The 20,924-nt window shown below is 69.3% G+C and carries 17 protein-coding genes; 10 read left to right on the top strand and 7 right to left on the bottom strand.

The window, feature by feature from the left end; genetic code table 11:
* Positions 1–72 precede the first annotated feature (72 nt).
* Positions 73–1,851 (bottom strand): arginine--tRNA ligase, encoded by a 1,779-nt coding sequence (gene argS / locus ACFYTE_RS38965; protein WP_388721338.1) that lies wholly within the window; start codon positions 1,849–1,851, stop codon positions 73–75.
* A gap of 127 nt (positions 1,852–1,978) precedes the next feature.
* On the opposite strand from argS, the gene lysS reads away from it, so the two are divergent.
* Complete coding sequence (gene lysS / locus ACFYTE_RS38970) at positions 1,979–3,718, top strand: lysine--tRNA ligase (protein WP_388721341.1); 1,740 nt, start codon at positions 1,979–1,981, stop codon at positions 3,716–3,718.
* 86 nt (positions 3,719–3,804) lie between these two features.
* On the opposite strand, the gene ACFYTE_RS38975 is transcribed toward lysS, so the two are convergent.
* From ACFYTE_RS38975 to ACFYTE_RS38985, 3 genes are all read right to left on the bottom strand, one after another.
* Positions 3,805–5,199: a DUF2637 domain-containing protein gene (locus ACFYTE_RS38975; protein ID WP_388721344.1), complete on the bottom strand. Its 1,395-nt coding sequence runs from the start codon at positions 5,197–5,199 to the stop codon at positions 3,805–3,807.
* A 90-nt stretch (positions 5,200–5,289) separates the two neighbouring features.
* Positions 5,290–6,156, bottom strand: coding sequence for a DUF3558 family protein (locus ACFYTE_RS38980; RefSeq protein ID WP_388721347.1), 867 nt, complete (start codon positions 6,154–6,156; stop codon positions 5,290–5,292).
* Between the two features lie 118 nt (positions 6,157–6,274).
* Entirely contained in the window at positions 6,275–7,138 is an 864-nt protein-coding gene (locus tag ACFYTE_RS38985) for a DUF3558 domain-containing protein (protein WP_388721350.1), read from the bottom strand.
* A gap of 228 nt (positions 7,139–7,366) precedes the next feature.
* On the opposite strand from ACFYTE_RS38985, the gene ACFYTE_RS38990 reads away from it, so the two are divergent.
* Positions 7,367–8,560: an RtcB family protein gene (locus ACFYTE_RS38990; protein ID WP_388721353.1), complete on the top strand. Its 1,194-nt coding sequence runs from the start codon at positions 7,367–7,369 to the stop codon at positions 8,558–8,560.
* 40 nt (positions 8,561–8,600) lie between these two features.
* Here ACFYTE_RS38990 and ACFYTE_RS38995 read toward each other — a convergent pair whose 3' ends face one another.
* On the bottom strand, positions 8,601–9,098 hold the full coding sequence (locus ACFYTE_RS38995; protein WP_388721355.1) for a MarR family winged helix-turn-helix transcriptional regulator: 498 nt from the start codon (positions 9,096–9,098) through the stop codon (positions 8,601–8,603).
* A gap of 114 nt (positions 9,099–9,212) precedes the next feature.
* Positions 9,213–9,683 (bottom strand): hypothetical protein, encoded by a 471-nt coding sequence (locus ACFYTE_RS39000; protein WP_388721358.1) that lies wholly within the window; start codon positions 9,681–9,683, stop codon positions 9,213–9,215.
* Between the two features lie 120 nt (positions 9,684–9,803).
* On the opposite strand from ACFYTE_RS39000, the gene ACFYTE_RS39005 reads away from it, so the two are divergent.
* The 3 genes from ACFYTE_RS39005 (at position 9,804) to ACFYTE_RS39015 (ending at position 11,171) form a co-directional block, all read left to right on the top strand.
* Positions 9,804–10,142, top strand: coding sequence for a YnfA family protein (locus tag ACFYTE_RS39005; protein ID WP_388721404.1), 339 nt, complete (start codon positions 9,804–9,806; stop codon positions 10,140–10,142).
* Between the two features lie 88 nt (positions 10,143–10,230).
* Positions 10,231–11,007 (top strand): SDR family NAD(P)-dependent oxidoreductase, encoded by a 777-nt coding sequence (locus ACFYTE_RS39010; RefSeq protein ID WP_388721361.1) that lies wholly within the window; start codon positions 10,231–10,233, stop codon positions 11,005–11,007.
* Positions 11,007–11,171 (top strand): hypothetical protein, encoded by a 165-nt coding sequence (locus ACFYTE_RS39015; RefSeq protein WP_388721363.1) that lies wholly within the window; start codon positions 11,007–11,009, stop codon positions 11,169–11,171. Before ACFYTE_RS39010 ends, ACFYTE_RS39015 begins: the two co-directional genes overlap by 1 nt.
* Before the next feature lie 409 nt (positions 11,172–11,580).
* Here ACFYTE_RS39015 and ACFYTE_RS39020 read toward each other — a convergent pair whose 3' ends face one another.
* Positions 11,581–13,275, bottom strand: a complete 1,695-nt coding sequence (locus tag ACFYTE_RS39020; protein ID WP_388721366.1) for a TIGR04141 family sporadically distributed protein — start codon at positions 13,273–13,275, stop codon at positions 11,581–11,583.
* Positions 13,276–13,470: 195 nt separating this feature from the next.
* Here ACFYTE_RS39020 and ACFYTE_RS39025 point away from each other — a divergent pair, with 195 nt between their 5' ends.
* The 5 genes from ACFYTE_RS39025 to ACFYTE_RS39045 all read left to right on the top strand — a co-directional run bounded on the left by ACFYTE_RS39025 (position 13,471) and on the right by ACFYTE_RS39045 (position 20,924).
* Positions 13,471–15,591, top strand: a complete 2,121-nt coding sequence (locus ACFYTE_RS39025; RefSeq protein WP_388721369.1) for an N-6 DNA methylase — start codon at positions 13,471–13,473, stop codon at positions 15,589–15,591.
* A gap of 78 nt (positions 15,592–15,669) precedes the next feature.
* Positions 15,670–17,766 carry an N-6 DNA methylase gene (locus tag ACFYTE_RS39030; RefSeq protein ID WP_388721372.1) on the top strand — a complete coding sequence of 699 codons (2,097 nt, stop codon included), beginning with the start codon at positions 15,670–15,672 and terminating at the stop codon, positions 17,764–17,766.
* 44 nt (positions 17,767–17,810) lie between these two features.
* Positions 17,811–19,064, top strand: a complete 1,254-nt coding sequence (locus tag ACFYTE_RS39035; RefSeq protein ID WP_388721375.1) for a restriction endonuclease subunit S — start codon at positions 17,811–17,813, stop codon at positions 19,062–19,064.
* A 7-nt stretch (positions 19,065–19,071) separates the two neighbouring features.
* Positions 19,072–20,313: an AAA family ATPase gene (locus ACFYTE_RS39040; protein WP_388721378.1), complete on the top strand. Its 1,242-nt coding sequence runs from the start codon at positions 19,072–19,074 to the stop codon at positions 20,311–20,313.
* Entirely contained in the window at positions 20,310–20,924 is a 615-nt protein-coding gene (locus ACFYTE_RS39045; RefSeq protein ID WP_388721381.1) for a DUF4276 family protein, read from the top strand. Before ACFYTE_RS39040 ends, ACFYTE_RS39045 begins: the two co-directional genes overlap by 4 nt.

Below are 20,924 nucleotides of genomic sequence, written 5' to 3' on the forward strand. Positions count from 1 at the left end.
AAGTGGCCCCCGCCGTCCGGGGGTTACCCGGGTTTCGGCGGGGGCGTTCGCGGCTGGCCGCAGGGGTGCGGGTCAGAGCCGGTCGGGTGTGCGGATGCCCAGCAGGCGCATGCCGCGGTGCAGGGTGCGGGCCGTGAGGTCGACGAGGAACAGGCGGTTCGCCCGCTGCTGCGGGGTGTCGGCCTTCAGCACCGGGCACTGGTCGTAGAACGTGGTCAGCAGCGTGGCCAGGTGGTACAGGTACGCGGCCAGCTTGTGCGGCTCGTACGCCGCGGCCACCTCGCGGACCGTCTCGGCGAACTGGTCCAGGTGCAGGCCCAGCGCGCGCTCCGCCGGCGCCAGCGGCAGCTCCGGGTGGGCGGCCGGGCGGGCATCGCCCGCCTTGCGCAGGATCGACTGGATACGGGCGTACGCGTACTGGAGGTAGACCGAGGTGTCGCCGTTGAGCGAGACCATCTGGTCGATGTCGAACTTGTAGTCCCGCACCGCCGACGTGGACAGGTCCGCGTACTTCACCGCACCGATGCCGACGTACCGGCCGTTCTCGACGATCTCCTCCTCGGTCAGGCCCACCTTCTCGGCCTTCTCGCGGACGACCGACGTGGCCCGGTCGATCGCCTCGTCCAGGAGGTCGACCAGCCGGACCGTCTCGCCCGCACGCGTCTTGAACGGCTTGCCGTCCTTGCCGAGGACCGTGCCGAACGCCAGCTGCTGCGCCTTCACGTCCTCGTTGAGCCAGCCCGCCCGGCGGGCCGTCTCGAAGACCATGCGGAAGTGCAGCGACTGACGGGCGTCGACCACGTACAGCAGCGTGTCCGCCTTCAGGTTGAAGACGCGGTCCCGGATCGCCGACAGGTCCGTCGCCGCGTAGCCGTAGCCGCCGTCGGACTTCTGCACGATCAGCGGGACCGGCTGGCCGTCCGGGCCCTTGACGTCGTCGAAGAACACGCAGAGCGCGCCCTCGGAGCGGACCGCCACGCCGGACTCCTCCAGCAGGCGGCAGGTCTCGGCCAGCATGTCGTTGTACCCGGACTCGCCGACGATGTCCGGGTCGCGGATCTCCATGTCCAGCTTCTCGAACACCGAGAAGAAGTAGATCTTCGACTCGTCCACGAACCGCTGCCACGTGGCGAGCGTGTTCGGTTCGCCGGCCTGGAGGTCGACCACCCGGCGCCGGGCCCGCGTCTTGAACTCCTCGTCGGAGTCGAAGAGCCCCCGCGCCGCCTTGTAGAGGCGGTCGAGGTTCGACATCGCCTCCTCGCCCGAGACCGCGGTGCTGTCGTCGGCCTTGTGGTCCAGCTCGTGCGGGTGCTCGTCCAGGTACTGGATGAGCATGCCGAACTGGGTGCCCCAGTCGCCGATGTGGTGACGGCGGACCACGGACTCGCCGGTGAACTCCAGGATCTGGACCACCGCGTCGCCGATGACGGCCGAGCGCAGATGGCCGACGTGCATCTCCTTCGCCACGTTCGGCTGGGCGTAGTCGATCACCGTCGTGCCGGGGTCGGGGGCGTGGGGCACGCCGAGGCGGCCCGTCTCGTCCGCGTACCGCTGCGCGAGGTTCCGGGTGATCGCGCCGTCGCCGACGGTGATGTTCAGGAAGCCGGGCCCGGAGACCTCGATGCCCTCGATCACGTCACCGGTGACGACCTGGGAGACGACCTCGCCCGCCAGCTCCCGCGGGTTCGCCTTGGCCTTCTTGGCGAGCGCCAGGATCCCGTTGGCCTGGAAGTCCGCCCGGTCGCTTCGTCGCAGCAGCGGGTCCGCGGAGTCGGCGTCCGGCAGGGCCGCCGAGAGGGCCGCCGCGAGACGCTGCTGTACGGAGTCGCTGAGGGACGTGACCGAGGCCATAGGAAGGGGTGCCGTTCTCCTCGTGGGGATGGATGGTCTCCGTCAGTATCCCACGGGGGGTAAAGCGGTTTTCGCGGTCGCAAGCCGGTCTGTGACAATGGGGTGTCAACCGTTCAGAAAGAAGGACGTGCCGATCGTGGCTCAGAGCACCGAGACCACCGACTGGGTCTCCCGTTTCGCGGATGAGGTCATCGAGGAGTCGGAGCGTCGGGCCCCGGGCAAACCGGTCGTCGTCGCGTCCGGCCTTTCCCCCTCGGGCCCGATCCACCTGGGCAACCTGCGCGAGGTCATGACCCCGCACCTGGTCGCCGACGAGGTCCGCCGCCGCGGCCACCGGGTCCGGCACCTGATCTCCTGGGACGACTACGACCGCTACCGCAAGGTCCCGGTCGGCATCGCGGGCGTCGACGAGTCCTGGGCCGAGCACATCGGCAAGCCGCTGACGTCCGTGCCCGCACCGCACGGCTCCACGTACCCGAACTGGGCCGAGCACTTCAAGGCCGCCATGACCGAGTCGCTGGCGGAACTGGGCGTGGAGTTCGACGGGATCAGCCAGACCGCGCAGTACACCTCCGGCGTCTATCGCGAGCAGATCCTGCACGCGATGCGGCACCGCGGTGACATCGACGCGATCCTCGCGCAGTACCGGACCAAGCCGAAGGCGCAGAAGCAGCCGCAGAAGCCGGTCGACGAGGCCGAACTGGAGGCCGAGGAGGGCTCCGGCGCGGCGAGCGAGGACGACGGCAGCTCCGGCTCCGCCGGCTACTTCCCGTACAAGCCGTACTGCGGCCGCTGCGAGAAGGACCTCACCACGGTCACCTCGTACGACGACGACAGCACCGCGCTGACGTACACCTGCGGTGCCTGCGGCTTCACGGAGACCGTCCGGCTGAGCGAGTTCGACCGCGGCAAGCTGGTGTGGAAGGTCGACTGGCCGATGCGGTGGGCGTACGAGGGGGTCGTCTTCGAACCCTCCGGCGTCGACCACACCTCGCCGGGGTCCAGCTTCCAGGTCGGCGGCCAGATCGTCGGGATCTTCGGCGGCAAGCAGCCGATCGGCCCGATGTACGCCTTCGTCGGGATCAGCGGCATGGCGAAGATGTCGTCGTCCCGTGGCGGCGTGCCCACCCCGGCCGACGCGCTGAAGATCATGGAGCCGCAGCTGCTGCGCTGGCTGTACGCCCGCCGCAGGCCCAACCAGTCCTTCAAGATCGCCTTCGACCAGGAGATCCAGCGTCTGTACGACGAGTGGGACAAGCTGGCGGGCAAGGTCGCCGAGGGCGCCGCGCTCCCCGGGGACGTGGCCGCCTACACGCGCGCCGTCGGCACGGCGGCCCGCGACCTGCCGAAGACGCCGCGTCCGCTGCCGTACCGCACGCTCGCGTCGGTCGCCGACATCACCGCCGGCCACCAGGACCAGGCCCTGCGCATCCTGTCCGAACTGGACCCGGCCGATCCGCTGGGCTCGCTCGACGAGGCCCGTCCGCGCTACGACAAGGCCGAGGCGTGGATCAACACGCACGTCCCGGCCGACCAGCGCACCATCGTGCGCGAGGAGCCCGACGCCGAGCTGCTGAAGTCCCTCGACGAGCGGGGGCAGCAGTCGCTGCGGCTGCTGCTGGACGGGCTGGCCGGGAACTGGTCGCTGGACGGGCTGACCCACCTCGTGTACGGCGTGCCCAAGGTGCAGGCCGGGTTCTCCGCCGATGCCACGCCGAAGGAGCTGCCGCCGGAGATCAAGACCGCCCAGCGGTCGTTCTTCGCGCTGCTGTACCACCTGCTGGTCGGCCGCGACACCGGCCCGCGCCTGCCCACGCTGCTGCTGGCGGTCGGCCAGGACCGCGTCCGGGCCCTGCTCGGGGAGTGACCCCACCACCATGACGAGGGGGCGCCCGGTGAACACCGGGCGCCCCTCGTCGGTCGTGTGTTGTTCTCGCGTGGCGGTTCCGTGGTTCAGGCGATGTGGTCCTCTTCCAGTTCCGCGGTGTGGCGGTTGGTGAAGCGGTTGACCATGCGCTTGGCGTCGTCCGAGGGCAGCGACCTGCCGAACTCGGCCTCGACGTTGTCGCCGAACTCGCGCGGGGTCGGGTAGCTGCCGTTGATCGACTTCTTGAACACCTGGTAGTACGCGTCCTCGTCCGGCTCCGCGGCCGGGGTGCCGCCGCCCTCGCCCAGCTCCCGGGTGCGGTTCGGGCCCACCGGTATCGGGAAGCTGCCGGTGTCCTCGGGGGAGGGGGCGGGCGGCTCGGGCTCCTGGTACGGCTGCTCCTGGTACGGCCCGGCGGCCCGCTGGTCCTGGGGCCGCTCCGGGTACGGGCCGGCCGGCAGCCGGTCCGGGTGCTGCTGGGCCTCGAACCACTGCTGCTCGTACTGCTCGTCGGGGCCGAACCGGGGGTCGTACGCCGGGTCGTAGCCCGGGTCGAAGGAGGGGTCGTATCCCCCCTGGTAGTCGACGTGCTGGGGGTGCTTCTGGAACCAGGGGCTCTGCTCCGGGTTCTGCGCGGCCTCCGGCTGCCCGGTGTCCTGCTCGGCCGGCCCGGAGTGCTGCTCGTCGGCGGGCGCCGGCGGCTGCTGGACGGGGACCGGCGCGGCGGCCACGCCGGGGACGACGGCCGTCGGCAGCTCCGGCTGCGGGGGCGCCGCGGGTATCAGGATCGGTTCTATGCCCGCCGCGGCCAGGCCCGAGGGTGCCGTCTCGCCGAGCGGCACCCCGTACTTGGCCAGCCGCAGCGGCATCAGGGACTCCACCGGCGCCTTCCTGCGCCACGCCCGGCCGAAGCGGGAGCGCAGCCGCGCCTGGTACACGAGGCGTTCCTGCTCCAGCTTGATCACCTGCTCGTAGGAGCGCAGCTCCCACAGCTTCATGCGGCGCCACAGCAGGAAGGTCGGGACGGGGGAGAGCAGCCAGCGGGTGAGGCGGACCCCCTCCATGTGCTTGTCCGCCGTGATGTCGGCGATGCGGCCGATGGCGTGCCGTGCGGCCTCGACCGCGACCACGAACAGCACCGGGATCACCGCGTGCATGCCCACGCCCAGCGGGTCGGGCCAGGCCGCCGCGCCGTTGAAGGCGATGGTCGCCGCGGTCAGCAGCCAGGCCGTCTGGCGCAGCAGCGGGAAGGGGATCCGGATCCAGGTCAGCAGCAGGTCCAGGGCGAGCAGGACGCAGATGCCCGCGTCGATGCCGATCGGGAAGACGTAGGAGAAATCCCCGAACCCCTTCTTGAGGGCCAGCTCGCGGACGGCCGCGTAGGAACCGGCGAAGCCGATGCCGGCGATGATCACTGCGCCGGTCACGACCACGCCGATGAGAACGCGGTGCATCCGGGTCAGCTGGATTGGCCGGGCCACCCGACTCCCCTCCCCTTGCGTGTGGTTGCGCGCAACAGGGTGGCACATGTGTGCGGCGCGCGTGTCGCCGGTCCGTCAGCAGGCCGCTGGTCAGCCCTTCTTGGCCGACTCGGACGCGGAGGGCGACGCGGACGCCGACTTGGAGGGCGACTTGGAGGGTGACGCGGACGGCGAGGCGCCCCCGTCGTTCGCCGACGACACCGCGGCCACGGCCTCCTTGGCGGCCTTCTGCGCGGCCTTCGCCAGATCGCCGGCGTCCGGGGTCTTCTCGCCGGCCAGGCCCGCACCGTTGTAGTCGAGGGTGACGACGACGTTCTCGACGCGTGCCACGATCGTCTGCTGCTTGAAGGCGCCTTCCTTCTTCTTCAGGTCGTAGCGCACCGTGGTCGCCTCGTCGCCCGTCCCGGCGAGCGGCTGCGACGTGACGTTCTTGGCGCCTTCCACGGCCTGCGTGTCCTGGACCTGTTTGGCGTAGTACTCCTGTGCCTGCTTGTCGGCCGAGCCGCGGTGGGTGTCGGACTCGAAACGCAGCAGGGAGACGCTCAGCCAGCGGAACTGGGAGCCCTTCACCCCGTTGTCGTCCAGGCTGGTCCAGGAGCAACTGGCCCGGGACGAGGTGTCGTTGGAGCCGCCCTCCTTGCCCGACGACGTGCCCTTCGGGACGAGTTCGCCGAGTGTCTTCTTCGACAGCACGGCGCACGACTCCGGCAGCTTGCGGTACGCGGCGGCCTGAACGGTGGGCGAGGGGCTCACGGAGCCGTCGGCCGCGCTGCCGCTCGGGGACTGCTTGGCCTCGCCGCCCTGGGAGCCGGAGTCCGAGGAGCAGCCGGCGGCGACGAGCACCGCCGGAACGGCGGCCGCGCAGACAAGGGCTCGGCGCAGTCTCCCCGCTCGCCGGTCACGCTGATCACGGTGGTCGTCTCGCTGGGCTGCTCGCTGCATGGTTCCTTCACTCATGACGCTCGTGTTCCTGCGGTCGGATCGGGTCCGGAGGGGCCACGGTACGCGGTGAAGGAGCGGTGCGGTTCCGGTTCGGGTGCCTCGCGGAGCGCCACCGAAGCGGGCGAGGGTGCCGCTAGCCGCTCAGCGAGCCGGCCAGTTGCGCGGCCAGATTCCGCGCCCTGTCCTGCAGTTCCTTGCTGTCCGGGGTCACCCCGACGGTCGTCGGCTGCTCCGCGTACTCGATGGTCACGATCACGTTGGACGTGCGGAACACCACAGTCACCGTCCGCCGCGCGGCCGTCGAACCGGAGCCGCCGAGCTGGTCGTCGAGGAAGGACTCGTCGCCCAGGCCGTCGAGCACGCGCGGCTGGAGGTCGGACGGGGTGGCACCGCCGGACGTGCCGGCCGACGGCGAGGCGGACGGGGACGAGGCGGACGAGGACGGCGACGGGGACGAGTCCGAGGGCGAGGGCGAGTTGCCGGCCGAGGCGTCGGCGGTCGCGTCGCCGCCGGCCGCGAGCGCCGATGAGGAGGCGGGCACGCTGGGCTCGGGCAGGTCGGCCGCCGTCTCCTTGGCCGCGAACAGGTTGTGCGCCTGGTTGTCGTCGCTGACGGCGTTGTCGTAGGACACGACCCGCTCGAAGTCGACGAGGAGGTGGTCGGTCGCGTCGGCGGACTCGACTTTCCAACGGCAGCCGACCTTGCGGTCGGTGTCGTACGTCAGGGTCGCGGTGCCCTCGTACGCCTTGGCCCGCTGGTCCTGGTCGGCGATCTGCTTGATGCCGGGCAACAGGGAGTCGAGGGTGCCGCGGCCGACCACGCCGCAGGGTTCGGGCAGCGTGCGGTACTTGCCGGGCTGGGCCGCCTCGGTCGCCGTGCCGGTGTCGCCCGGGTTCGCGTTGTCCGTCGACCCCTTGTCGCCGGACCCGCCGGTGCAGCCGGCCAGCAGCGCCGCGAGGAGAGCGGCGGTGCCGATTGCGTACGCCTTCCGCTGCACGGTCAGGGTCCTCTCGACGGTGTCGGTGCGTTCGGTTCTCCAGTGTCCCCGCTGGTTATTCGCTTGCCGCAGCGGGGCGCTCCCTGGAGACAATGTGTATCGCACGCGCTGCCGTACACGCCGGTCCGTTGTCGCTTTTCGTCGACCTTGGCGTCGATTTTGCCGTGTGTCGCTTCTAAGGCTTTTGTTGACTTCTCGGGGGAATCTTCTCGGGGGAATGAGGAAGACATGTCGTACGTGGAGATACCGGGCGCCAAGGTCCCCATCCGCATGTGGACCGACCCCGCCACGGTCGAGGACGTGGCGCTGCAGCAGCTGCGCAACGTCGCCACGCTGCCCTGGATCAAGGGCCTGGCCGTGATGCCGGACGTCCACTACGGCAAGGGAGCGACGGTCGGATCGGTCATCGCCATGCAGGGAGCGGTGTGCCCGGCCGCGGTGGGCGTGGACATCGGCTGCGGGATGTCGGCGGTGAAGACGTCGCTGACGGAGAACGACCTGCCGGGGGACCTGTCCCGGCTCCGCTCGAAGATCGAGGAAGCGATTCCGGTGGGCCGGGGCATGCATGACGACCCCGTCCATCCGTCCCGTTTCCACGGCTTCGGCACCGCGCAGTGGGACGGGCTCTGGGGACGGTTCGACGGGATCGCGGACGCGGTCAGGTTCCGGGCGGAACGGGCCCGCAAGCAGATGGGCACGCTCGGCTCCGGCAACCACTTCTGCGAGGTGTGCGTCGACACGACCGGCTCCGTCTGGCTCATGCTGCACTCCGGCTCCCGCAACATCGGCAAGGAACTCGCGGACCACCACATCGACGTCGCCCGGAGCCTTCCGCACAACCAGGGACTGGTCGACCGCGACCTCGCCGTCTTCGTGGCGGACACCCCGCAGATGGCGGCGTACGAACACGACCTGTACTGGGCGCAGGAGTACGCGCGGCACAACCGGTCGATCATGATGGCGCTGCTCAAGGAGGTCGTCCGCAAAGAGTTCAAGAAGGCCAAGGTGACCTTCGAGCCCGAGGTGAGCTGCCATCACAACTACGTGAGCCGCGAGCGCTACGAGGGCATGGACCTGCTGGTCACCCGGAAGGGCGCGATCCGCGCGGGCTCCGGCGACTACGGGATCATCCCGGGCTCGATGGGCACGGGTTCGTACATCGTGCGCGGCCTCGGCAACGAGAAGTCCTTCAACTCCGCGTCGCACGGCGCCGGTCGGCGCATGAGCCGCAACGCCGCCAAGCGCCGTTTCTCCACCAAGGACCTGGAGGAGCAGACGCGTGGCGTGGAGTGCCGCAAGGACTCCGGCGTGGTCGACGAGATCCCGGGCGCCTACAAGCCGATCGAGCAGGTCATCGACCAGCAGCGGGACCTGGTGGCGGTCGTTGCGAAGCTGAAGCAGGTCGTGTGCGTGAAGGGTTGAGGCCGCGGGCCCCTGGAGAGTGCCGTCGGGCGCCGGGGCCTCACGCGCCCGGCGGGGAGTGCGTCCGGGCCTCGCGCAGCCGGTTGATCCGTTCGGTGCTGAAGGCCACCGTTCGCCTCATGTGGCCGACGATCGTAGCGAGTTCGATGTCGTCCAGGTCCTCGAAGAGGGCGGCCCAGTCGCCGCCCAGCCGCTCCCACGCCCGCCCGAACTCGGCGATCCTCTCCGGCACGGTCGCCACCAGCACCCGCCGCCGGTCGGACGCGTCCCGTTCCCGGACCACATAGCCCGACCGCTCCAGCCGGTCCACCAGCCGGGTCGCCGATCCGGTCGTCAGCCCGGTCAGCTCCGCGACCCGGCCCGTCGTCACCGGAGCCCGCTCCAGCGCGAGCAGGTTCAGACACTGCAGATCGGTGGGGTGCAGCCCCAGATGGTCGGCGACGGCCTGGTTGAACAGGGCGTACGAGGCCATGTACCGGCGGGAGACGGTGGACAGCTCCGCCAGCAGCCGCCCCCGCGCGCTCCCGCTCCCGGTCATGCGCTCCCTTTCGTCCGCGGTTTCGCTCGCGCTCCTGCGCACGGGCTGTTCGGTCCGCGCCGCCCGCTCGCGCCGTTGCACGTCGAGCATGTGCCGGGCGCGGGTCGTACCGGGTCAGAACGCGTACGAGTCCCCGGTGTTCAGGATCACCAGCTGTTCCCGGTCGTTGGTGCGGTCGCGGTCCCATGTGCCGCCGCTCCACACCGTGTCGAGTTCCACCGTGACCTCAGCGGGCCGTTCCCGCAGCGCCACCATGAGCCGGATCTGCTCCCCGACCCCGTCCTCGGCCAGCGGACCCGTCCCGCACACCAGCTCCCGCTCGCCCGTGCGCGCGCACCCGGCCGGCAGCTCCTGCCGGTCCGCGAGCGGCACCGACCAGCGCAGCTGCACGCTCGCGCCCGGCACCGCGGACGGCCCGTGGTTGCGCGGCGTGAACCGGATGTCGACCCGGTCCCCGGTCAGCACCGCCGACCCGTGGTACGCCAGGTCCGCCTCCGGCGCCCCGGCCGCCCCGGCGGGCCCGGCGGCGGCGACCGCCGCCAGCGCGGCGGCGCCCCACACAGCAAGCACCCTCGTCCTTCGCATGCCACCCACTCCGTCGTGCGATCCGGTATCACGTCATGGCGTACGCAGGGATGTATGCCACGCGCAGCGGGCGGCAGGCGCCGTCCAACAGGTGACACCGTGCATGCCAAGCTGCACCCCATGCTGATCCTCCGCTCCGCCGCCCTGTTCGTCGTCGCCGCCCTCTTCGAGATCGGCGGCGCCTGGCTCGTCTGGCAGGGCGTCCGGGAGCACCGCGGCTGGTTGTGGGTGGCCGGCGGTGTGCTCGCCCTCGGTGCCTACGGCTTCGTCGCCACTTTCCAGCCCGACGCCCACTTCGGCCGCATCCTCGCCGCCTACGGCGGGATCTTCGTGGCCGGTTCGATCCTGTGGGGCGTGGTCGCCGACGGCTACCGGCCCGACCGCTGGGACATCGCCGGCGCGCTGATCTGCCTCGTCGGGATGGCCGTGATCATGTGGGCGCCGCGCGAGGCCGGCTGATCCGTCGCCCCGGCACCGGGCGGCGGGCGGCGGCGGCCGTCACCTACCCTGGGCACAGACCCGCCTCCGTCCGCCCGAGGAGCAGCCCATGGCCACCGCCGTACCGCCCGCCGCCTCCCGCATCGCCGTCGTCACCGGTGCGAGCAGCGGAATCGGCGCCGCCACCGCCCGTGCGCTGGCCGCCGCCGGCTACCGGGTCGTCCTCACGGCCCGCCGCAAGGACCGCATCGAGGCGCTGGCCGAGGAGATCGGCGCGGCCGGGGGCGCGGCGACGGCCTATCCGCTGGACGTCACCGACCGGGCCGCCGTCGACGAGTTCGCGACCGCCTTCAAGACGGTCGGGGTGCTGGTCAACAACGCGGGCGGAGCGCTCGGCGCCGACCCGGTCGCCACCGGCGACCCGGCGGACTGGCGCGCCATGTACGAGACGAACGTCATCGGCACCCTCAACCTCACCCAGGCGCTGCTGCCCAAGCTGGAGGCGAGCGGTGACGGCACGGTCGTGGTGGTCTCCTCCACCGCGGGCCACGGCACCTACGAGGGCGGCGCGGGCTATGTCGCCGCCAAGCACGGCGCCCACGTTCTCGCCGAGACCCTGCGCCTGGAGATCGTCGGCCGGCCGGTCCGTGTCATCGAGATCGCGCCCGGCATGGTCAGGACGGACGAGTTCGCGCTGACCCGCTTCGGCGGCGACGCGGAGAAGGCGGCGAAGGTGTACGAGGGCGTGGCGGAGCCGCTCACCGCGGGGGACGTGGCGGAGACCATCGCCTGGGCGGTGACCCGCCCCAGCCATGTCAACGTGGACCTGCTGATCCTGCGTCCGCGGGCCCAGGCGTCGAACACGAAGGTGTACCGGGAGCGCTGATGTCCGAGTCCGAGGAGCTTTCACCGGAGCGGGCCGCCGAGAAGCGCCGGCTCGCCCAGGAGACGAAGAACGAGCGCCAGGTCTGGTACTTCCTCGCGTACTTCCTCTTCGGCATCCACATCCTGGCCTGGGTCATGATCTACGCGGTGCGGCACGGCAATTGATCGCGCCGCGGGTTTGGGGTGTTGCCGGTTGTCTGCGGGTGCGTCGTGGCTGGTCGCGCCCGCGCGGCGGAGCCGCACATCGACACAGCCCCGCGCCCCTGGCCCGGTTGCTGCGCGATCACCGCATCGCGGCCGGAACCCGGAGGGGCAAGCCTGCGCTGGGCTGCCCCTGCCAGGCGGTGCTCGGCCTGCGCTGGTTCATCGACGGCGCCCGCCTTTCCCAACTCGCGTGCGACAACGGCCTGTCGGCCTCCATGGCATACCGCTGCCTCCACGAGGGGCTAATACCAACTCAAGGGCATGCGATGCGGTGGCGGGGTTTGCACGGGCGAGTTCCGACAGCAGCGCGGGCGCACCGCCCGGCCAACCGATGGCCATCTGTTCGAACCCCTCGTGTTGAGGCCCCCCGCTATGCGGCTAGGCGGCGGATTCCCGCCCGGCCCTGAGGCACCGCCGTGGCCTGGATCCCGATGACCTCGACGGCGACGCCCCAGGCCTCCAGCACCTTGGCCGTCTGCACGAGGGTGACCTGGGAGAACGGGAAAAGCGTGTCGGCGGTGAGTCCGGTTCCGCTCTTCAGCAGGATCGCGAATACGACCTTCGACGGCCGGAAGCCGTCCGGCAGGGCCCGGCCGGGCCGGGCCGCGGCCACCTTCCGGGCGAACCTATCCATGGCCTCCGGCGAGTGCAGCAGGGTCTGAACGGCGACCACGGCCTGACCGAACAGATGGCTCAGCGCGTCGGAGCCCTTGGCCCGCTTCACCATGACCAGGACGTCGTCCGGGCTCAGCAGGTCGCAGATCTCCACGCCGTTGCCCCGGTGCAGCGCGGTCCGGACGTTGTCACGGTCGAAGCAGACGTACCCGGGCCGCAGGTCGGGCACCCACTCGTTGTAGTCCCGCTCCTTGTCCCCGAGCACCCAGGCCGGAAGGTCGACCGAGGGCGTGCCGGTGATGAGCCGCTCCACCTGCGAACGGATCGTCTCCAGGTACACCTCACCGATCTCGTACCACTGCCCGTCGAGCAGGAAGAACCGGCGGGCACCGAACGCCAACTCCGCCTCGATCCACCGCAGTACGCTCGATGTCCAGATGACGTCGCCCTTCTCCGCCCGGGTGTGCGTGTAGAGGGTGACGGTGCCGTCCCGGAGCGCGGCGAAGCGCGTTCCCGCCCTCTGCACGCGGGCCCGGTTGAGGACGTAGTCCAGGCTGAAGTCGTCGGTGAGGCGTGCCTCCAGGCTGTGCACCTTGGTGGCGAATGCCTGGGCGGCGCCGTAGTCGTCCCAGTGCTCGGACGGGACGGCGACTGCGATACGTCCGTCCTGTACCTCGCCCAGCATGTCGTCGAGCCGCTTCTCCAGCCGCGTGACGAGGTCGGCGTCCTTGACCGGGACGATGTGCTCGACGAACTCCAGTTCCGGAGCCGGTGCCTCGTCCCGAAGGACACGGGCGATGGCCCGGATGTCCGCGACCAGGTCCGCGGCGTCGATACCGAGGCGCATCCGCAGCCCGGTACCGCCCTCGACGCTGGAGATCTTCGTACGGTCGTCCTGGGCGATCGTCATCTGGATCCCGTCCAGCCGGCCGCCCAGCCGCCGCACGATCTGCGCATGTTCCTGGACACCCAGGCTCCAGACCGGAGCGCCGCCGGGCACGAGGGTGATGTCGGTCCGGCCGCCCCCCGGCGTATGGGAGACCATGTCCCGGATCTGAGCGGGGTCCACCCTGCGGATCACGAAGCTCAGCCCGAACCGCCGGTCCTTGACCCGGTCGGGCACCAGACGGAAGCCCTGGTCGTAGCCGACGGCGTACACCTCGCCGTCGACCGCGAGCATCAGCAGCCCGGCCGACCGGTTCACCGGCCGCGCCACCTCGCACCCGGTCGTGCGATTGATCTCGCCGCACCAGCTCGCGACCGGCTGCTCGAAGCTGCCGGTGACCAGCAGCGCCGGAACACCCAACCGCTCCTGGGGGAAGTGCAGTTCCGCGTCAACGGCTTCGAGTCGAGCCAGGTCGAGGACGTCGAACATCGCGTCGACCGTGGGAGCGACACCCGTGAGTCGGTACAGGGTGCGCTTGGACGTGCCGGACGTGCTGGTGGCCATGGTGCCGCTCCATTCGAATCGACGTGTTGTGGGCAGGGGGAAGCCCGGGAGGCCAGGGGAAGCCGGGAAGCCGAGCGAAAGCACAATCAGTAGAGCAGCAACTGAAAGCACTGTCAAATACTTCACATCGGTTGAGGGTCGGTATAGAGTGGAGCCGTCCAGCACGCCCGCCCCCACGTCACCCGGCAGGAGCCCATGAACCAGCAGGCCAGTGCCCTCGTGACCGCCGCCGACATCTCCCGGCTAGCCGGAGTCACCCGTGCCACGGTGAGCAACTGGCGTCGTCGGCATCCGGACTTCCCCGCCCCTGCGGGAGGCACGGACACCAGCCCCACCTACGACCTCGACGCCGTACGTGCCTGGCTCTCCGCCCGTGGCCAACTCCCCGAGGACACACCGGCGGACCGGCTTCGCACCGCGCTGCGCACCCACCCCGGCGACGGCGGACTGGCCCTGCACCTGCTCCCAGTGGTGCTCGCGGCTGCCCGGCTGGACCGGAGCGAGCGCGAAGCCCTTCCCGAACTGCGTGACGACGCTCTGCTGCGATGGGTCCGGTCAGCTGCGGACGACGGAGCCGACGACATCCCTAGGATCGCGGACGCCACGTACGGCCTCGACGCGACCGGGCCACTGAGGGCCTTGTTGCGATGCGTCGTCACGGATGGCGCCGAGGCCGCAACGGATGTCCTGGCCGAACGCCTGATGGAGGACACGGGAGGCACCGGCACCTACCTCACGCCGCGCCCCTTGGCCGACCTCATGGCCCGGCTCCTCACCGACAGCGCGGGTGCCTTCCCCGCGAGCGTTCTCGACCCTGCGTGCGGGACGGGATCGCTGCTCGCCGCGGCGGCATCCGCGGGCGCGAGCGAACTGCACGGCCAGGACATGCTGGTCGCCCAGGCCGCCCAGGCCGCCGTGCGGCTTCGGCTGAGCGCCCCCGAAGCGGCCATCTCCGTACGTACAGGGGACAGTCTGCGCTCCGACGCCTTCAAGGGCCTCACCGTGGACGCCGTCCTGTGCAATCCCCCGTACGGGGCCCGTAACTGGGGGCACGACGATCTGGCGTACGACCAACGCTGGGCCTACGGCGTGCCTCCCAAGGGCGAGCCCGAACTCGCCTGGGTCCAGCACTGCCTGGCCCACCTCGCGCCCCGCGGCCGAGCCGTACTGCTCATGCCGCCCGCCGTCGCGGAACGCACCGCCGGCCGGCGCATCCGGGCTCAACTCGTACGGGACGGAGCCCTCCGCGCGGTCGTCTCGCTTCCCCCCGGCGCGGCGATCCCGCTCCACATCGGCCTGCACCTGTGGGTGCTCGAACGACCCGATCCGCGGGCCGAAGCCCCCGGGACGGTCCTGCTCGTCGACGCCGCCGCCGAGAGCCGAGATCTCGCCGGGGAGAGCGTCGACGACACCGTGCTCTCGGCATGGCGGCCCTACCTCGACGACCAGGACGGCTTCACGGGAGCCCCCGGCATCGCCGCCGCCATGCCGGTCACCGACCTCCTGGACGAGGCCGTGGACCTGACCCCGGCCCGCCGCATCCGGACGGCTTCCGGGCAGGCCCTCCGCCCCGCCCTGCTGGCCCGGCAGGCATCGGAGCTGTATGACCAACTACGTCGAGCGGCAACGGACCTGGTCGGCCTCAGCACCGACGGCGACTGGCCGCCGGCCGACGACCGGCCTCGCGACTGGCGCACCGCAACAGTCGCGGACCTTCTGCGCGGCAGCGCTCTCAGCCTGCTCCACACCGCGCCCCCGGGCCGCCGGACCCGTAGCGGCCAGCCGCAGCCCGGGCCCGAAGCAGAACCCGGCGCACGACCCGCGCTCACGGCTGCCGACGTCTTCGAGAACCGGCCCGCCTCCGGAACGGAAGCGGACCTTCCCACCGGCGTCGCCCTACCGTTGGTCCAGGCAAGTGACGTGCTTCTCACAGAGATCCTCCGCGTGGGACGCGCGGCCGGGGCCCGGGTCGTCGAACCGGGCGAGGCAGGCTGCTTCCTCGGACCCCACCTGCTGCTGTTCCGCCCGGATCGGCGCCGGCTCGACCCCTGGTTCCTGGCCGGCTTCCTCGCGGCGGAGCAGAACGTCAACGCCGCAGCCACCGGCACTTCCCTCGTCCGGGTCGACCCGCGACGCCTGCGCGTTCCCCTGCTCCCGCTCGCCGAGCAGCAGCGCTACGGCGCCGCCTTCCGCCGCCTTCATGAACTGCGTACCGCCGCTCGCCGTGCCGACCAGGCCGCCGAGGAGGTCACCCGTCTCCTCGGCACCGGCCTCACCGGCGGCGCGCTGTTGCCGGACGGTCACGGATCGGCGTGAAACGTGCGCCGCAGCACCGCGAACGACCAGACTTGACGTCTCTGTCCCGCTGGGACGGCGAACACCGGAAGGAATTCGTTGAACAGCAGTAAGCACACGGAACTGGCGAACCACGCGTGGTCGGTTGCCGACCGCCTGCGCGGTGACTACAAACAGTCCGACTACGGCAAGGTGATCCTGCCGTTCACCGTGCTGCGGCGCTTGGAGTGTGTCCTCGCCCCGACCAAGGACAAGGTCCTGGAGGTCGCCGCCCGCTACCAGGACCAGGACATCAACCCCGACCGCTTCCTGCGCAAGGCGTCCGGCCACAGCTTCTACAACACCAGCACCTACACGCTGAAGGCCATCGCGGGCGACCCCTCACACGCCGCGAAGTACCTCACCGAGTACTACGGCGCCTTCTCACCCAACGCCCGGGAGGTCTTGGAGCGGTTCGAGTTCGCTCAGCAGATCAAGCGACTGGACACGGCGGACCTGCTGTACCAGGTGGTCGGACGGTTCGCCGACCTCGACCTGCGGCCGGTGGAGAGGGACGCCGACGGCAACGTCGTACTCGACGAGGACGGCAAGCCCGTCGAGATCGTCTCCAACCACCAGATGGGCTACATCTTCGAGGAGCTGATCCGGCGCTTCGCCGAGCAGTCCAACGAGACGGCCGGTGAGCACTTCACACCGCGGGAAGTCATCCGGCTGATGGTGAACCTGCTCGTCGCGCCGGACAGTGATGCGCTGGCTCTGCCGGGCACCGTCCGTACGGTCATGGACCCGGCCTGCGGCACCGGCGGCATGCTCAGCGCGGCCGAGGAGCGCATCACTGCCCTCAACCCGGACGCCACCGTCAAGGTCTTCGGCCAGGAACTCAATCCCGAGTCCTGGGCCATCTGCCGGTCGGACATGATGATCAAGGGTCAGGACCCGGAGAACATCAAGTTCGGCAACTCCTTCAGCGACGACGGCTTCAGCAGCGACGACTCCAGGAGGGACAAGAACACGCCCACCACTTTCGACTATCTGCTGGCCAACCCGCCGTTCGGCGTGGAGTGGAAGAAGGTCAAGGACGCGGTCGAGTACGAACACGAACACCTCGGCGAGAGCGGGCGGTTCGGCGTCGGCCTGCCACGCATCAACGACGGCTCGCTGCTCTTCCTCCAGCACATGATCTCGAAGATGAAGCCGGTTGACGCGTCGGGGGCGGGCGGCAGCCGCATCGCGATCGTCTTCAACGGCTCCCCTCTGTTCACAGGGGCGGCGGAGTCGGGTGAGTCCAGGATCCGGCAGTGGATCCTGGAGAACGACTGGCTGGAGGGCATCGTCGCCCTCCCCGACCAGCTCTTCTACAACACCGGCATCTCCACGTACTTCTGGGTGCTCAGCAACCGCAAGGCGAGGGACCGGCGCGGCAAGGTCATCCTGCTGGACGCGCGCGACTACTGGCGCAAGATGCGGAAGTCGCTCGGCGACAAGCGCAAGGAATTGGGCGATCAGCACATCTCCGAGATCACCAGGCTCTATACGGAGGCGCTGGCGGTCCTCGACGCGGCCGAGAAGGGTGGCGGCCATGACCTCGCCGACCGGGCCGGGAAGATCAAGGTCTTCCGTAACGAGGACTTCGGGTATCGCCGGATCACCGTCGAGCGGCCGCTGAAGCTCCGCTTCGAGATGACGGAGGAGACGCTGACGGCGATCACCGCGTCCAAGCCGATCGCACGGGCCACGGACGTTGAGGCATTCGCGGCGGCGCTGCGCCCGCTGGTCGGCAAGTCCTGGACGACGAAGTCCGACGCGTGGATCGACCTCAAGGACGCGGTCGTCGCGGCCGGCCTGTTGTGGCCGACGGGCGCGCCGTTCGGCAAAGCGCTGCGGGAGGCAGTCGGCGTGCGCGACCCGGATGGCGAGGAGCAGAAGGTCAAGGGCGAGCCGGAGCCTGATCCGGAGCTGCGGGACTACGAGAACGTCCCGCTGGAGGAGGACGTGGAGGAGTACCTGCGGCGGGAGGTTCTGCCGCACGTTCCGGATGCGTGGATCGACCACAGCAAGACGAAGATCGGGTACGAGATCCCGTTCACGCGGCATTTCTACGTGTACAAGCCACCGCGGCCGTTGGCGGAGATTGACGCGGAGTTGAAGTCTCTGGAGTCCGAGATTCAGGCGCTGCTGGGTGAGGTGACCGAGTGACTGTCGACCTCCAGTCGCTACCTGCTGGATGGAGCAGGACTCGGGTGGACCGGGTCGCTACGGTCAACGCGCGAATTGGCTGGAAGGCTCTCACTGCAGCCGAGTATCAACCAGAAGGATACGCGTTTCTGTCGACTCCCAATATTAAGGGAGGCGAGATTGACTTCTTCAATGTAAACTACATCACCGAATTCCGTTACGAAGAGTCCCCGGAACTGAGGTTGAGGCCAGGGGACGTATTGCTCGCTAAAGACGGCAACACTCTAGGAATCGTTAATATCATCCGCGATCTCCCTCGTCCGGCGACCGTAAACGGCTCGATTGCCGTCATCCGATCGACAGGGATTGAGCCGTCCTACCTTCGGTATGTCCTAGCGAGCCGGACGACACAGGAAACCATCAATATGCTCAAGAGCGGAATGGGGGTTCCACATCTGTTCCAGTGGGACATCAATCGCCTGCCTGTCCCGCTGCCACCATTGGAGGAGCAGCGCCGCATCGCCGACTTCCTTGAGGCAGAGACTAATCGCATCAACGATCTTCTACATAGAACTGCTAGTCAACTAGCGCTCCTCCAGGAGCAATTTCACGAGACGATGCGCTTCTGGACAACGGTTGGCAATGGCGAAGCGAGTCCGACAAAGATCTCATGGATGCCCAAGATGAACCCCAATTGGAGCCTTCTCAAGGTAGGCCATCAGTTCGTGACGGGCAGCGGTACGACTCCCACGTCTACGGTCGCCGAGTACTTCGATGGGCCCCATTGGTGGGTCAACAGCGGCGACCTCAATGACGGAGAGGTCACATCGAGTGAAAAGACGATCACAGATAGAGCCTTGAATGACTTCCCCGCACTGAAGCTCCATAACCGCGGCTCTTTGGTGATTGCGATGTACGGACAGGGCGCCACCAAGGGGAAAGTGGGATTGCTGACAAAACAGGCATGCGTAAATCAAGCATGCTGCGTCTTGTCGGCCACAGGAAAAATCTCGACGCAATATGCTCGCTATTGGTTCCGGGCGCATAAAGAAAGCGTCGTCGCCCTCGCTCAAGGAGCTGGTCAGCCTAACCTCAGCCAGGAGCTGGTCAAGAGTCTATGGATTCCCACCCCCGCCATGGCGGAGCAGCAGGAAATCGTATTTCACTTGACTAGAGGGGAAGAGCAAATTAGCCGTAAGGTCCAACTACTCAGGGAGAGAGAGACCCTACTCGCCGAACGCCGCCAAGCCCTGATTACCGCTGCCGTCACCGGCCAGATCGACGTGTCCACCGCCAGTGGACGAGGGATCGAGGAATGATCGCGCCATGAGTCCCGCCGCGCCTCACCGCCCGATGCCGTTCATCACCCGTGTGCAAGTCGATAACTACAAATCCATCGCTCATTGCGACGTGACTCTCGGCCGGTTCACCGTGCTGCTCGGACTGAACGCCGCAGGGAAGTCGAACTTCCTCGATGCCCTGCGCTTCGTACGCGACGCGCTGGTGAACGGCCCGGCCGAGGCTGTGGCAGCGCGCGGCGGATGGGAAGAGGTGCTGCGCCGGGTCCCTGAGCCGGCGACCTCCTGCACGATCGGTCTGGAATTCCACCTGCCGACGACCACCCATGACACAAAGCCCTGGGTGGGGCGGTACGAGATCACTGTCGCGCCACCAACCGTCCTCGGGGCGGAGCGAGATACGGGGCCTGGTATCCGTATCCAGCGGGAGTTCTGCGAGATGCGCCACCCTGGCGCCAAGGGCCGGGCAAACGCTGAGCGGTTCCTGACGCGAGACCGCACGGGGAAGGGGCGTCGTCAAAGGCTGCTGGAACTTTCGCGAATGGGTGAGGCAGAGCCTTTCGCCGACCTCCACACGGCTCTCACGGAGATGTTCTTCTACAGCCCCGACCTGGCCAATCTCCGCAAGGCAAGCCCGAACACGCCGACCGCCGGAGCCTTGGGCGAGGACGGCGGCGACCTCGGCCCGGCCCTGGCCGCTCTCGGGGAGCAGGAGCGTGAGCGTGTCTCGCAGTACCTGGGGGTGATCGTGCCCGGTGTGGTGGAGGTCGGTCCCACGGACCCCTCCGCCGACTACATCGCGGCGCGGATCAACTTCGCCACCGACGGCCAGACGGAACCCCACGTTTTCCGGGCCGAGTCCATGTCGGAAGGGACCATCCGTGCCATCGGTCTGCTGACCGCGCTCTTTCAACCTGCCACGCGCGAAGGCTGGATTCCGCTCATCGCCGTCGAAGAGCCCGAGTTGGCGCTGCACCCGCTCGCGGCCGGGGCACTCTACGACGCGCTCACGGAAGCAAGTGAGCACGTGCAGGTCCTTGCCACCACGCAGAGCGCGGAGCTGTTCGACCGTAAGGAGGCGGACCTGTCGGCCATCCGCGTGGTCGCTGCCGAGCACGGGGTGACGGTGATCGGCGAAGTGGACCCGGTGAGCAGGTCGATCGTTGCCGACGGCCTGGCGACCACCGCTGAACTGCTGCGCTCCAACCAACTGCGCCCGGTCGTCGAACCCCCAGCCCAGTCGGACGAGCAGCCGGAGGGTGAGGAGTGAGCCACCCGAAGGTCACGATCGCCTCCGTCGTGGAGGGTGAGGGCGAGATCAGCGCACTGCCCGTGCTCCTGCGGCGGCTGATGTACGAGGCACAGATCTGGGACGCGGACATCCAGCCGCCTTTCCTGGTCGACCGCGGCCGACTGATCCGACCGGGCGGTCTGGAAGCCGCCGTGGAGGCACAGGCTCGACGCGTACCCGCCGACCACCCGGGCGGCATCCTGGTGGTGATCGACGCCGACGACGACTGTCCGGCCAGCCTCGGGCCTTCGCTCCTGGCCAGGGCCGAGGCCACCCGCCCGGACCGCCGCACGTCCGTCGTACTGGCGAACCGGGAGTTCGAGGCGTGGTTCCTCGCATCTGCGCCCTCCCTCGGCGGGCGGGCAGGGCTCGCCGAACAGTTGGAGGTCCCGGCCAACAGCGAGACGTTACGCGACTGCAAGGGCTGGCTGACTCACCACCGGCGCGACGGAGTGCGGTACCGCCCCCGCGTGGACCAGCCGGCACTGACCCAAGACATGGATCTCGACCTGGCCCGCGCCAACTCATCCTCGTTCGACAAGTTCTGCCGCGACATCACCTATCTGGTCACCGGAAAGCGGGGGGAATAG

The organism is Streptomyces sp. NPDC004629, from assembly GCF_042873595.1.
Lineage (GTDB): Bacteria > Actinomycetota > Actinomycetes > Streptomycetales > Streptomycetaceae > Streptomyces.

Excerpts from the sequence above, each read along its gene's own strand:
- argS (WP_388721338.1), bottom strand. The coding sequence starts at position 1,851 with ATGGCCTCGGTCACGTCCCTCAGCGACTCCGTACAGCAGCGTCTCGCG.
- ACFYTE_RS38980 (WP_388721347.1), bottom strand. The coding sequence starts at position 6,156 with ATGAGTGAAGGAACCATGCAGCGAGCAGCCCAGCGAGACGACCACCGT.
- ACFYTE_RS38990 (WP_388721353.1), top strand. The coding sequence starts at position 7,367 with ATGTCGTACGTGGAGATACCGGGCGCCAAGGTCCCCATCCGCATGTGG.
- ACFYTE_RS38995 (WP_388721355.1), bottom strand. The coding sequence starts at position 9,098 with ATGACCGGGAGCGGGAGCGCGCGGGGGCGGCTGCTGGCGGAGCTGTCC.
- ACFYTE_RS39000 (WP_388721358.1), bottom strand. The coding sequence starts at position 9,683 with ATGCGAAGGACGAGGGTGCTTGCTGTGTGGGGCGCCGCCGCGCTGGCG.
- ACFYTE_RS39005 (WP_388721404.1), top strand. The coding sequence starts at position 9,804 with ATGCTGATCCTCCGCTCCGCCGCCCTGTTCGTCGTCGCCGCCCTCTTC.
- ACFYTE_RS39010 (WP_388721361.1), top strand. The coding sequence starts at position 10,231 with ATGGCCACCGCCGTACCGCCCGCCGCCTCCCGCATCGCCGTCGTCACC.
- ACFYTE_RS39015 (WP_388721363.1), top strand. The coding sequence starts at position 11,007 with ATGTCCGAGTCCGAGGAGCTTTCACCGGAGCGGGCCGCCGAGAAGCGC.
- ACFYTE_RS39020 (WP_388721366.1), bottom strand. The coding sequence starts at position 13,275 with ATGGCCACCAGCACGTCCGGCACGTCCAAGCGCACCCTGTACCGACTC.
- ACFYTE_RS39025 (WP_388721369.1), top strand. The coding sequence starts at position 13,471 with ATGAACCAGCAGGCCAGTGCCCTCGTGACCGCCGCCGACATCTCCCGG.
- ACFYTE_RS39040 (WP_388721378.1), top strand. The coding sequence starts at position 19,072 with ATGAGTCCCGCCGCGCCTCACCGCCCGATGCCGTTCATCACCCGTGTG.